This window comes from Janthinobacterium sp. RA13, from assembly GCF_000745325.1.
Classification (GTDB): Bacteria; Pseudomonadota; Gammaproteobacteria; order Burkholderiales; family Burkholderiaceae_D; genus Janthinobacterium; species Janthinobacterium rivuli.
Genome location: NZ_JQNP01000001.1, coordinates 997,573 through 1,010,339, shown reverse-complemented (window position 1 = coordinate 1,010,339; position 12,767 = coordinate 997,573). Strand labels below are relative to the sequence as shown.

The following is a 12,767-nucleotide window of genomic DNA, read 5'->3' as shown; positions in this document are numbered from 1 at the left end:
AAGTCCTGGCGGTGATCCAGCGCTCATTGTAGCGCGGAATATGCCTGGTGGCGCACGCCGCGCTAAAGTGCCATCCGCCTCAAGCGGCGAGGCGCAGCGGTCCGTTGGCCGGCTTGGCGAGTTTGAAAATGCCCACTTCCTGTTCCAGCTGCGCCGCCTGCTGCTGCAATTCGTGCGCGGCGGCGGCCGCCTGCTCGACCAGGGCCGCATTCTGCTGGGTCACCCTATCCATGTCGACGATGGCGCGGTTGACTTGCTCGATGCCGGCGCCCTGCTCCTGCGTGGCGTGGCTGATCTCGGCCATGATGCCCGTTACCCTGCCGATGCCGGCCACCACATCGTGCATGGTGACGCCAGCTTGCTCGACGAGCAAGGTTCCCGTGCCTACCTTGCTGACGGAGTCGTCGATCAGCAGCTTGATTTCGCGCGCGGCGGCGCTTGAGCGTTGCGCCAGGTTGCGCACTTCCGTGGCGACGACGGCGAAACCGCGTCCCTGTTCACCGGCCCGCGCCGCTTCCACGGCCGCGTTCAAGGCCAGGATATTCGTCTGGAAGGCGATGCTGTCGATCACGCCGATGATATCAACGATCTTGTTCGACGAGGCATTGATCAGGCCCATGGTGTGCACCACTTCGGCCACGGCCTTGCCGCCCTGCTCCGATACCTTGGACGCTTCGCGCGCCAGGTGGTTCGCCTGCTGGGCGTTGTCCGCATTCTGGCGCACGGTGGAAATCAGTTCTTCCATCGATGACGCCACCTCTTCGAGTGAGCCGGCCTGCTGCTCCGTGCGCTGCGACAAATCGCGGTTGCCCGAGGCGATCTCGGTCGATGCCGTGGCGATACTTTCCGTACCGTGGCGCACCTTGCCGACGATGGCGGCCAGGTTGTCGCGCATGGTCTTGATCGCAAACAATAAACTGCTGTCGTCGCCGTGGCGCGTGTGCACGTCGATGGCCAGTTCACCGAGCGCGATGCGCCCCGCAATCGCGGCCGCATACGCCGGCTCACCGCCCAGCTGGCGCAGCAGGCCGCGCGTGATGACGGTAGCCACGGCTATGCAAATGAGCACGCTGAGCGCGGCCAGCACGCCGATCCAGCGCAGCGACTGGCCGTAGATGGCGCGCGCGGCCACGCTGGCCTGCTCCGATTCGCGCTGCACGGATTTCAGCACCGTGTCGATGTCGGCGACGATCTGGCGCCGCAAAGGGCTGCACTCCTCGACGAGGAAGGTGCCGTACTGCTCCATCTGTCCCGTGGCGCGGAACTGGCGCGGACGCTGCAATTCCTGCGCCATGGCTTTCAAGCCCGTGCTGACTTTCTCGAATTGCGCATCGCCAACGAACTGCGGCGCCAGGCGCGCCAGCGCTTCCAGGTACAGCGCTTTCTGGCTGTCGAGGATGGCCAGCTCTTTCTCGGCGGCAGCCTGGTCATGGAAGATATACGCGTTGCGGGCGGCCAGGCCCGTCTGGTCGAGCGCTTCGCGCGCCACGTACAGCGGTTCGAGTTTTTCCAGTTGGACTTTTTCTTGCGCGTCCATGGCGCCGGAAATGGCGCCGATGCGCAGCAGCGCGAAGGCGGCCAGTACCAGCATCAGTAGCACCAGCAGCCCGAAGCCTGCGCTCAGGCGCGCGCCTATCGTCAAACGATTGAATGACATCATTGTTGTTATTGCCCTGTAATAAAGTTGATTGTTGCTGGTTACTTGGAAACCAGCGATCTGCTCGCCGTCGTCTTGCCTTTCCCGCATGGCGCGGGATGGGTCTCTAACTGGCGTTTTTTGGGCAGTCAGCTTCTAATTTCGGGCAATGTCGGCGCGTAGGGTACTCCCCCTGCGCCAAACAACAGCACACTGAATTATAAGCGAACAGCGTTATGGATGATTCCACGTGTCCACTTTTAGTGCCTTGACGCATATCAAAAAAGACAATCAACTCTGCTCTGGGGCGTCGATGACGGCCATGGTGATGCGCGAAATGCAGCACAGTTTGCCGTCGTCGCCAGTGATGCGGATTTCCCAGACCTGGCTCGTGCGGCCCCGGTGGATCGGCGTGGCGCGCCCCGTCACCAGGCCGCCGCGCACGCCGCGCAAATGGTTGGCGTTGATTTCCTGGCCCACGCTCACGTACCGGCGCGAATCGAGGCAGGCATTCGCGGCCATGCTGCCCAGGGTTTCGGCCAGCAGCACGGAAGCGCCGCCATGCAGCAGTTTAAAAGGCTGCATGGTGCGGTGGTCGACGGGCATGGTCGCCTCGATCCAGTCGGGGCCGAAAGCCGTGAATACGATGCCCAGGTGGCGCATGGCCGTGCCCTCGCTGGCGGCGTTGAGGATAGCCAGGTCGAGCGGTGCGTGCCAGATTTCCATTGTTGCCTCGGATAAGTAAGGAGAAAAGGCCATTGTAGGACAGCGCGCCCATATGCGCCGCTTCATCTTTCCTTCACCGTGGCCCGGGGTGGCGATGGCATTAACTGGTTATAATTGCCCCATTCTTAAAAAACGAGGTTGTGTATGAAGTGGGCCTTGCTGGGCATTTTTGTGTTTTCTGTTTTACATATTCATTTTCGGGGCAAGGTGCGCCTGCCGTTCCGCCGCCAGATCTTCGATCATTCCTCGTTCATGGCGCCGCTGAACCTGTTCATGCACACCTTTTCCAAGGTGCCGGCCACGCCATATTTAGCCGTCGAGCAATTCCCGGAACTGGCGCCGCTGCAGCAGAACTGGCAAATCATCCGCGATGAAGCGCTGCGCATGCAGGAAATGAAAAAGATCAAGGCCGCTGAAAAGAACAATGACGTGGGTTTCAATTCCTTCTTTAAATATGGCTGGAAGCGTTTCTACCTGAAATGGTATGACGCGAACCACCCGTCGGCACAGCAGATGTGCCCGCAGACCTATGCGCTGCTGCAATCGATTCCCTCGATTAAAGCGGCCATGTTCGCGGAGCTGCCGCAAGGCGGCAAGCTCAACCCGCACCGCGATCCGTTCGCCGGCTCCCTGCGCTACCACCTGGGCTTGCAGACGCCGAACGATGACCGCTGCTTCATCGACGTCGATGGCGAGCGCCACAGCTGGCGCGACGGCCAGGCCGTGATGTTCGATGAAACGTATATCCACTGGGCCCGCAACGATGCCGACAGCGACCGCATCATCCTGTTCTGCGACATCGAACGCCCGATGCGCTACCGCTGGGCGCAAGGCTTGAACCGCTGGCTGGGCCGCACCCTGATGACGGCAGCCGCCTCGCCAAACGAACTGGGCGACCAGGTCGGCGGCGTGAGCAAGCTGTTCCAGATTTCCTGGACCATGGGCCAGTACCGCCGCCGCTTCAAGGCGTGGAACAAGACGGCCTACCAGGTTACCCGCGTGGCGCTGGTGGTGGGCATCATCGCGCTGATCTACTTTATCTAGGCGTTACATTGCCTCTTTGACAAAACCGCCTTCGGGCGGTTTTTTTTATAATGCGATGTCCCCGCCAGGAGAATCTACAAAATGACCGAACGCGACCGCAAGCACGATATCCAGATCGGCGATGAGACATGGATCGAGTTCATCAGCCTTGACGGCCGCTACGAGCAGTCGCTCGACATCGACGCCCTGCTGGCCGGATTATGGCCGCTGATCTGCCGCCTGGAAACGCATTGCGACGCCGGCTGCTGCGGCATCGACGCCTTCGATTTCACGTGCGAAAGTATCGATACGGCCCTGCTTGAGCTTGACCGCGCGCAACTGCACGCGGCCTGCTTGCAAGCCCGCGCTGCCGTGGCCGCGGCCGGCAGCGACGTATTGACGAGCAAAACGATGAATCATATTGCGGATAGACGCGTGTTCCTGCAGTTGCTCGGGCATCTCGAGCGCTGCCTTGCCGGCCCTCAAAACGGCCCGCCGGCAAGCCAGCCGCGCTGACATCGGCGATAATACGGGCTCACACCACTCTTTTCTTTTATTTATGCGCGACATCATTGCCGGATTTCTACGTTTCCAGAAGGAAGTCTTTCCTGAACGCCGAGAGCTGTTCAAGAGCCTGGCCACGGGACAGACACCCAAGGCCCTGTTCATTTCCTGCTCCGACAGCAGGATGGTGCCGGAACTGGTGACGCAGCGCGAACCTGGCGAACTGTTCGTCATCCGCAACGCGGGCAACATCGTGCCTTCGTTTGGCCCGGAACCGGGCGGCGTGAGCGCGTCCGTCGAATTTGCCGTCGCCGCCCTGAATGTGACGGACATCGTCATTTGCGGCCATTCCGATTGCGGCGCGATGAAAGCCATCGCCACCTGCACCTGCCTCGAACACATGCCGGCGGTCAAGAACTGGCTGCGGCACGCGGATGCGGCGCGCATGATCAATGAGTCGATCGAACATGCCACGGAACAGGAGCGCATCGACGGCATGGTGCGGGCCAACGTGGTGGCGCAACTCAACAACATCCGCACCCACCCTTCGGTGGCGCTGGGCATCACGCAAAAACGCCTGACCCTGCATGGCTGGGTGTATGACATCGAAAATGGCTCGCTCGACGCGCTCGACGAGGCTACCGGCCAGTTTGTCCCGCTGGCGGAACATCCGGCGTCGAAGATGTAAGGCAAGGGTCGGCCTACCACCGTCTTCCCCCGTATCGCCAGCACAGCGATGAATTCAAGCGTGCCGCTGTGGCGCGTACTCAGGTTGACAGGGCATCCGTTTCGCTGCTTGCCCGCGATCTGAAGATCAACACCAATCAGCTGTTCAGTTGGCGCAAGCGCTGCGGCGACGAGACGCTTGCTGCGCGCCAAGTCAACTGGCCACTGCTGGCATGAACGGTCTGGCGGCGACGGCGCAGACGGCGCTCGTCGAAGATCCGACAACGCATGAACTTGCAGCTCAAAGCAGTTGGGTTGACTTATGGCGTTAAAAAATACGTTGGCGGAAATGCCGATAAACCGCACTGGTCAACTACGGGACATTCATATGAAATTTTTCGCCGCCTTTCTGATCGCCGCATCTCTCCTGCCGACGGCGCACGCTGTAGAGCCCGTGCCGGCGCGCTTGATTGGCTACTACTCGAATATGCGGACCGAAGGCGCTGATGATCCACATTTTGTCTCCGGATACGACATCGTGCTTTACCAACGCGTAGCGGAAACGATAGGCCATGTCGCTGTCGCCATCGGCACCTCCGAACCAGTCAGAGCCACCATCAAAGAGATGACATACGATACGAAGAAAAAATTGCTGACCTTCACCGCCGAGTACTCCAGCGGCCTGGCCACCAATCCTGTGAAAGGAGCGCCCGACCGCGAAGCTTTGCAAGTGCTCATCTTCAGCGGCGTCGTGCGTCCGCAGTCGATCTCGGGAAAAGTGGGCATCAAAGATTTCTACTGCGGTCAATGCAGGCCGGTGTTCAAGCGCGTGACACTCAAACGTATCATTGAAATGGGGCGCACGGGCGAATTGTGGGCCATCCCGTTATAGTCGCCTGAGCACTTGGGCCGACTGGAGATGCATCAATCTGAAAAGAGATTACGTCTGGGCTTCAGAACAGCTTGGCTTAGCGCCCGATTTTTTCCATTTTCCCTCTACCCCACATCGCGCTTCAGAATCCTGGCATGAGCGCAGTTGGGGCCGGCACGTTGGCCATCGCCACGCAGAATTCAGGCGCAAGTTGCGCTTGACCTTATCAAGGCGGGAAGGTTCAAGGTAGCGGTATTCAAGCGACATCAAGGAGAATCCCGCATGCCAAAAATCACCGTCCTGCCCCATCCCGAGCTGGCGCCGGAAGGCGCCGTGTTCGACGCGCCCGAGAACATGAGCATTTGCGATGCATTGCAGCGCAACAAAATAGATATCGAACACGCCTGCGGCCAGGTGGGTGCCTGTTCCACCTGCCACGTGGTCGTGGTGCAGGGTTTCGACTCGCTCAACGAACTGGGCGACAATGAGGAAGACATGCTCGACCAGGCCTGGGGCTTGCAGCCCTACTCGCGCCTGTCGTGCCAGGCCCGCGTGTCAAACGCAGACCTGACGCTGGAACTGCCCAGGTACACGCTCAACCACGCCAAGGAATAGTCCCCGGCGCGGTTGCGCGACTGCCCTACGGGTTTACCACGTGATTTACCACATGATCACGCGCTGCTCGGGCGGCAGATACATCGGGTCGCCCGGCTTGATGCCGAACGCTTCGTAGAAGCCGGGCTGGTTCTTGACCGTGCCCTTGGCGCGGAATTCGCCCGGCGAATGCGGATCGCTCTTGATCTGCGCGATGGCCGCTTCGGGACGCAGTTTCGCGCGCCATTTCTGCGCAAAGCCGATGTACAGGCGCTGTTCTCCCGTCAAGCCATCGATGACCGGCGACGGCTTGCCGTTCAAGGAACGCTGGTAGGCCTTGTAGGTGATCGACAGGCCGGAATTGTCGCCGATGTTTTCACCCAGGGTCAGCTCGCCATTGATGTGGTAGCCCGGCACGGGGCTATAGGCGCCGTATTGCTTGACGAGGCCGGCGGCCAGCGCCTTGAAGGCCGCGCGGTCTTGCGCCGTCCACCAGTTACGCAAGCGGCCCTTGGCGTCATATTGACTGCCCGAATCGTCGAAGGCATGGCTGATTTCATGGCCGAAGGTGATGCCCAGCAAGCCGTAATTGACGGCATCTTCCGCTTTCACGTTGAAGAATGGCGGTTGCAAAATGGCGGCCGGGATCGTGATGGCGTTGAGGGCCGGGCTATAGCTGGCATTGACGGTTTGCGGCGTCATCGACCATTCGTCGCGGTCGACAGGCTTGCCCAGCTTGGCCAGATTTTGCTTGCGGCTCCACGCGCGCGCGGCGCGCACGTTGGCGATCAGGTCATTCGGCTGCGTCTGCATGCTGCTGTAGTCGCGCCAGGTATCGGGATAGGCGATCTTCGGCTTCAACGCTGCCAGCTTGAGCTGGGCTTCTTTCTTGGTTTCCGGGCCCATCCAGTCGAGCTGCTCGATGCCATCCTTGAACGAGGCGACGAAATTGTCGAACATGGCCATCACGCGGGGCCGGGTTTCCGGCGGCAAATACATTTCCACGTAGCGCTTGCCGACGGCGTCGCTGATGGCGCCATCCGTGAAGCGCAGCGCCAGCTGCCACCGCGGTTCGCTTTGCGGCACGCCGCGCAGCACCGTGCCGTCGAAGGCAAAGCGTTCCTTGACGGTGGCGCTGTCCAGGAACGAGGCATAGCTTTCGATGATGCGCCAGTTCAGATAGCTCTTCCACGATTCCAGCGGCACGGCGGCCACGGTCTCGGCAAAGCCTGTCATGAAGCTGGGCTGGCGCACGACGGCAGAAGTAGCCTTTGGCGCGAGGCCGGCGGCCGTGAAATACGCGTTCCAGTCGAAGGCCGGCGCCAGTGCCGTAAATTTGTCGAAATCGACCCGGTTGTACGATTTGACGGGGTCGCGCATCTGCACGCGCGTCCACTGCACGGCCGCCAGGCGCGTTTCAATGTCGAGTATCTGCGCCGCGTGGGCGGCAGCGGCCTTGTCGCCGCTCATGGCCAGCATGGTCTCGATATGCTTGAGGTACTTGGCGCGCACGGCTTGCAGCTTGGCGTCGTCATCCTTCAGGTAGTAATCGCGGTCGGGCAAGCCCAGGCCGGACTGGCTGATGTTGACCGTGTAGCGCTCGGGGTCTTGCGCATCGGGCGCCACATAGGCGGAAAACGGCGTGGCAACGCCATTGCCTTGCAGATAGGCCAGCAGCGCCGGCAAGTCTTTCTTGTCTTTCACGGCGGCGACGCGGGCCAGCTCGGCGCGCAGCGGCTTGAAGCCGGCCGCGTTGCGTGCCTTGTCGTTCATGAAGCTCGTGTACAGGTCGGCGATCTTGTGCGCTTCGCTGCCGGGCTTGCCGGGATTTTTCAGGGTCGCGTCGATCAGGCCGCGCAACTGGCCCTGGGCGATTTCGCGCAATTCGATGTAGGTGCCCCAGACGGATTTGTCGGCCGGGATGTCCGTGTTGCGGGTCCAGACGCCGTTGACGTAGCCGTAGAAGTCATCCCGGGGGCTCACTGCCGGGTCCAGCGTTTTCAGGTCGATGCCGGAGACGGGCGCGCCGGCATTGGAGGCTTGGGCGTACAGCGACGGCGAAGATAAGGCGAGCAAGGCGCAGCAGGCGGCGCTGATCAGTGAACGTTTCACGAAGATTCCTTTAATTGTTTTCACTTCATGTTGGGGAACATGCTTGTCCAGGCATGAGAGGCTGGATTATAGTCCGCGTGCTTGCCGCGCAACAATGACAGTTGAATAACTCCGGGAATCAGCGGCTCAGGAGATCAAACAGGTCTACCGTCTTTTTACCCTGATTTTTCAGCAGATCCGCAAGCGAACCCGGCGTTGGCCCGCCATTGCCGGCCGCATGATTGAAATAATTAAAATCGAGCTTGATCTTGTCTTCCAGGTCGCTCGCATAATTGGCAGGATACTGCGATTGCTCCAGACGCGGCAATGTATTGAAATGCGCCAGCACCGACTTGAAGAAATTGGTCGTCTTGCCGGTGGTATTGTATTCATGCATGGCTTGCGCCACGACCTGGGTGCGCCATGCCTCTTCTTCCTGATACGCCTGCATAAAGGCGGCGCGCCGCTCGTTGACGGTAAAGGTCCCGCTGTCATCGTTCGAAATGGCGGACAATTGCTCACGCGACAAGCCCGCAAACGGATTGGGGCCCTTCCGGTCCACATAAGCGGTGGCGGCGGCGGCCGACTTTGCCGATGCCGCGTCATTCGGTTGCGGCAGCTGTTTGGCGGCGGCCGCCTTGTGTTCGGCGTCCAGCGGATACAGGATGTCGTCGGTATTGCCATTCACCCACGCACCCAGCGCCGCATGATCGAAGTTCCGGATGGTGGCGCTGGTGGCCTCCGAAGCTTTCGCCAGGCGCCCGGCCAAAGTCGAAATCACGACATCGTCCGCCACGGCGCCAGCGCCGGCCGGCGCCTGTGCGGTCTGGGCCTTGTCCGAGGATGGCTTGCTGCCTTCCGCGGCAGACAGCGCCCCGCGTTGAATTCCTGCCGTGCTGATATGCATCATTGCTCGCCCCGAGACCAGTAAAAGTTACTATTTAAGTAAATGTTACTATAGCACAATATATGTGTACGCCGGGCCAGGCGCATGCACGGGGGCGGTTCGGCTCCGGCTTTACTTCACCGGCTCGAACGTCACCGTCAAGCCGTTGCCCGTGGTCCTGATCTGCGTCGGCACGAACTGCACGCCCGCGTAGCGCAATTCGTCGGGTTTGAAGGTGTAGATCGGCGTTTCATGCATGAGCTGGTCCGCCACCAGGCTGGCCACCTTGGCGAACTGGCGCTGCTGCGACTCGTCCATGCCGTCGATGGTCACCTTGTCCACGCTCGCTTCGCTCAGGTAGACGGCATTGCGCTGGGCATCGAGCACGAGGCGGCCCGACATGGCCAGGCTGCCGCGCCAGCTCTGGCGTATGAATGGCGGCAAGACGCTGGCGTCCACGCTGAGGGCGACTCTTTCGCGCTCGGGCTGCAAGGATAGTTGCGGGCGGGTCAGCTTGACGTCCAGCACGGACAGCACGCGCTTGTCGATGGGAAAGCGGCGCTCCAGGCCTTGCTGCATCTTGCTCAGCGACACATTCACGTCGCGCGGGCCGATCAGGGTGGAACACGCGGCCAGCACAGTACAAGCGAAGGCGGCGATGGCGGCGGTTTTCAGCAAGGGACGGATGGCGGTCAAGGTCATGGATAGTCTCGGTGGAAAGATGGCGCCATCTTACACATGCGCCCGCTTTCACGCAAAAACCGGCGCTCACCTTGCAGCGGGCGCCGGTTCTGGTGTTGGCCTTGTCAGCGTACGAACAGGGCGATCAGTATGACGATGGGCAATGGAATACCCAGCAGCAGCAAGAGGATGGAACGCATGGCAGACTCCTTGATTGTATGGGTGGCTTAAATGGTCACGTGGCGCAGCACTCTTTCATGGTCGCGCTGGCGGCCGCCAAACGTTGCCGCCAGGCTGGCCACGAAAGCGCCCAGCAGCAAGGCGACGAACATCCACAGCGCCGTATGCGCGCCAGCCTTGCGGGCCGTGTCAGCCGCTTGCTGGGCACGCGCCTTGGCATCGGCGGCGGCCTTGGCGGCGCGGGCGTAGACGGCGTCGACGCGCGCTTCCGCTTCCGCCTGCGTCAGGCCCGTGCGGCTGGCCACGACCTGGCCCAGATAGGCGCGGTCATCGGCGGCCAGGCTGCCCGTGGACAAGCTTGTTGCGAAGATCCTGCCGGTTTCCACGCGCTGCTCGGTGACCGTGCCACCCGTTTCGCCCGCACCAGCCGCCGGTGCGGCACGCAGCAGCATGTCGGAGAAATAGTCGAGCGGATTGGCGTCGCTGCCCTCGCCCGCCTTGGCGCCTGCAGCCCCGGCACCGGCCGCCGCAGCCGGGGACACCGCCGCCGCCACGCCGCTGCCCGCATCGATGGCGCCGCTCAGGACGGCGCGCGTGCCGCTGGCCAGCACGGCCACGGTGATCAGGGTGGCCACGGCCCAGGCCAGCAAGCCATGGGCCGTATCGCGGAAATGCACCTCATCCGTGTGAATCGAGCTCCATTTCACGCGCAGGCGGCCCGCCATGTAGCCGCCGATGCCGGAGGCGGCCAGTTGCATGAAAGCCAGCCAGGCGATGGTCGACACGCCGATGGCCGTCGCGTTGAACGACCATGGCGACACGGACGACAGGCCCAGGCCCACGCCGAGGATCAGCAGGATGAAGGACAAGGCGGCCGCAGCGGCAGCGCCCGCCAGCACTGCGCCCCAGGACACGCCCGGATTGTTCAGGTCCGACACGGACAATGGTGTAGCTTGCATGGAATACTCCCTTGGTTGTTGATTTTTTTAAGCCGTTCAGGCGGCCACGCCCGTCAGTTGCTCCTTGCGCGCGGCCATTTCCTGGCCCAGCGCGTCGAGGTCGACGGCCGTCTCGCGCACCTTGGGAAACATGTCGCCCTCTTCTTCCTTGACGTGGTGCTCGATCTGCTCAGACAGCACCTTGACCTTGGCGTCGTACAGGTCGTCGGCCGGGTCCATGGCGGCAATCTGCGCGATGAGTTCCTTGGCGCTGGCGTGCTCGACGATGGCTTCATCCATCAGGTCGCCATCGTGGATGGGACGACGCACGGCCGGATAGAAGATTTCTTCTTCCAGCTGCGTGTGCACGGTGAGTTCCTGGCAGATCTGGTCGGCCAGCTTTTTCTTGGTGGCAAATGAGCGGTCGCTCAAGCCTTCATACTGGGCAAACAGGGCTTTGACGGCCTTGTGGTCCTGCATCAATAATGTGATCGCGTTCATGGCGCCTCCTTGTTGTGGATGAGGCAAGGATGCGCCACGGCGGCGCCAGCGTATGTGCGACGCCTTACACAATCTTGATTTTTAATACACTCAGCTATTAAGCTGCGACTTGATGCCGTGATGGCCCATCAGGTCGTACAGGGTGGGCCGGCTCACGCCCAGCAGCTCGGCCGCCCTGGCGATATTGCCGTCGGCCCGCGCCAGCGCGCGCACCATCACCTTGTATTCGGCCGCTTCGCGCGCCTGACGCAGATTGATGGATTCATCGGCGGGGGTGGCCTGGGCGCTGGCGGGCAAGCCCAGGTCATCGGCCGCGATCTGTGGCCCGTCGCACATGATGACGGCCCGCTTGATGCAGTTTTCCACTTCGCGCACATTGCCGGGCCAGCCATAGCTTTCGATCAGCTGCAGCGCGCCCGCGCTGAAATGCAGGTTGCTGCGCCCTTCGCTGGCGCAGAACTTGTTCTTGAAATGGTGGGCCAGCAAGGCCGCATCGCCAGCCCGTTCGCGCAGCGGCGGAATGCGCAGGACGATTTCGCTGAGGCGGTAAAACAGGTCTTCGCGGAAACGCCCCTGTTCCGCCAGCACCTTCAGATCCTGGTGCGTGGCGCAGACGATGCGCACGTCGACGGCGATCTCGGCGCGCCCGCCCACGCGCTCGATGACCCGTTCCTGCAGGAAGCGCAGCAGTTTCGCCTGCAGCCCCATCGGCATGTCGCCTATCTCGTCGAGAAAGAAGGTGCCGCCATGGGCCAATTCGATCTTGCCCAGGGTTTGCCGCGCCGCGCCCGTAAACGCCCCCCGTTCATAGCCGAACAGCTCGCTTTCCAGCAGGTTTTCAGGAATCGCTGCGCAATTGATGGCAACAAAGCGTTGCGCATGGCGGCTCGACAGCGCATGCAGGCCCCGCGCGATCAGTTCCTTGCCACTGCCCGAATCACCGAGCAGCATCACGCTGGCCGACGAGGGGGCCACTTTTTCCACGTTGCGGCACAGTTTCAGCATGCCCGGATCGCGGCTGACGATGCCGGCCAGAGGGGAATCGGCCTGCGTTTGCAGCATGCGGCGGTTTTCCTGCTGCATCGCGTGCAGATAAAACGCGCGGGCGATGACGAGGCCCAGCATGTCGGCCTCGAACGGTTTCTGGTGGAAATCGTAGGCGCCCAGCGCGATGGCTTTCAAGGCATGCGCGCGCTCCTGGTTGCCCGACAGGATGATGACTTTCGTGTCCGGCGCCAGCGCGAGGATTTGCTGCAGGGTGGCCAGGCCCTCCGTGGCGCCGTCCGGGTCGGGCGGCAAACCCAGATCCATCGTCACGACGGCCGGCTGGTGGCGCCGCACCAGCGCCAGCGCCGCCTCGCGCTCGCCCGCCAGCAGCACCTCATAACCGTCAAAGCTCCAGTGCAACTGCTTTTGCAGGCCGGGATCGTCTTCGATGACCAGCAGTTTTTGTTTCGCCATACGTATGCA

At 61.8% G+C, this 12,767-nt stretch carries 13 protein-coding genes and 1 pseudogene; 6 read left to right on the top strand and 8 right to left on the bottom strand.

From position 1 onward, the window contains the following. Positions 1 to 79: 79 nt before the first annotated feature. Both FG13_RS04230 and FG13_RS04225 read right to left on the bottom strand, forming a co-directional pair. Complete coding sequence (locus FG13_RS04230) at positions 80 to 1,660, bottom strand: methyl-accepting chemotaxis protein (protein WP_035818665.1); 1,581 nt, start codon at positions 1,658 to 1,660, stop codon at positions 80 to 82. Between the two features lie 267 nt (positions 1,661 to 1,927). Then, entirely contained in the window at positions 1,928 to 2,362 is a 435-nt protein-coding gene (locus tag FG13_RS04225) for a hotdog fold thioesterase (protein WP_035818662.1), read from the bottom strand. Between the two features lie 144 nt (positions 2,363 to 2,506). Here FG13_RS04225 and lpxO point away from each other — a divergent pair, with 144 nt between their 5' ends. The 6 genes and pseudogenes from lpxO to fdx all read left to right on the top strand — a co-directional run bounded on the left by lpxO (position 2,507) and on the right by fdx (position 6,041). After that, positions 2,507 to 3,406 carry a lipid A hydroxylase LpxO gene (gene lpxO / locus FG13_RS04220; RefSeq protein ID WP_035818659.1) on the top strand — a complete coding sequence of 300 codons (900 nt, stop codon included), beginning with the start codon at positions 2,507 to 2,509 and terminating at the stop codon, positions 3,404 to 3,406. 81 nt (positions 3,407 to 3,487) lie between these two features. Continuing rightward, complete coding sequence (locus tag FG13_RS04215) at positions 3,488 to 3,901, top strand: DUF6331 family protein (RefSeq protein WP_051958501.1); 414 nt, start codon at positions 3,488 to 3,490, stop codon at positions 3,899 to 3,901. A 43-nt stretch (positions 3,902 to 3,944) separates the two neighbouring features. Next, on the top strand, positions 3,945 to 4,577 hold the full coding sequence (locus tag FG13_RS04210) for a carbonic anhydrase (RefSeq protein ID WP_035818657.1): 633 nt from the start codon (positions 3,945 to 3,947) through the stop codon (positions 4,575 to 4,577). A gap of 47 nt (positions 4,578 to 4,624) precedes the next feature. Beyond that, a pseudogene (locus tag FG13_RS31225) lies at positions 4,625 to 4,792 on the top strand (transposase); the annotation flags it as partial. A 151-nt stretch (positions 4,793 to 4,943) separates the two neighbouring features. After that, on the top strand, positions 4,944 to 5,447 hold the full coding sequence (locus FG13_RS04205) for a hypothetical protein (RefSeq protein ID WP_035818655.1): 504 nt from the start codon (positions 4,944 to 4,946) through the stop codon (positions 5,445 to 5,447). A gap of 261 nt (positions 5,448 to 5,708) precedes the next feature. Then, complete coding sequence (fdx, locus tag FG13_RS04200) at positions 5,709 to 6,041, top strand: ISC system 2Fe-2S type ferredoxin (protein WP_035818651.1); 333 nt, start codon at positions 5,709 to 5,711, stop codon at positions 6,039 to 6,041. Between the two features lie 45 nt (positions 6,042 to 6,086). Here fdx and FG13_RS04195 read toward each other — a convergent pair whose 3' ends face one another. The 6 genes from FG13_RS04195 to prsR form a co-directional block, all read right to left on the bottom strand. Then, entirely contained in the window at positions 6,087 to 8,132 is a 2,046-nt protein-coding gene (locus tag FG13_RS04195) for a M13 family metallopeptidase (protein ID WP_035818648.1), read from the bottom strand. Between the two features lie 118 nt (positions 8,133 to 8,250). Then, complete coding sequence (locus FG13_RS28750) at positions 8,251 to 9,021, bottom strand: hypothetical protein (protein ID WP_051958499.1); 771 nt, start codon at positions 9,019 to 9,021, stop codon at positions 8,251 to 8,253. Between the two features lie 108 nt (positions 9,022 to 9,129). Beyond that, complete coding sequence (locus tag FG13_RS04185; protein WP_035818645.1) at positions 9,130 to 9,699, bottom strand: DUF1439 domain-containing protein; 570 nt, start codon at positions 9,697 to 9,699, stop codon at positions 9,130 to 9,132. 206 nt (positions 9,700 to 9,905) lie between these two features. Next, positions 9,906 to 10,817, bottom strand: coding sequence for a hypothetical protein (locus FG13_RS04180; RefSeq protein ID WP_051958497.1), 912 nt, complete (start codon positions 10,815 to 10,817; stop codon positions 9,906 to 9,908). Between the two features lie 36 nt (positions 10,818 to 10,853). Beyond that, positions 10,854 to 11,297, bottom strand: coding sequence for a hemerythrin domain-containing protein (locus tag FG13_RS04175; protein ID WP_035818639.1), 444 nt, complete (start codon positions 11,295 to 11,297; stop codon positions 10,854 to 10,856). A 90-nt stretch (positions 11,298 to 11,387) separates the two neighbouring features. Continuing rightward, positions 11,388 to 12,758 carry a PEP-CTERM-box response regulator transcription factor gene (gene prsR / locus FG13_RS04170; RefSeq protein WP_035818636.1) on the bottom strand — a complete coding sequence of 457 codons (1,371 nt, stop codon included), beginning with the start codon at positions 12,756 to 12,758 and terminating at the stop codon, positions 11,388 to 11,390. Between the last annotated feature and the right edge of the window lie 9 nt (positions 12,759 to 12,767).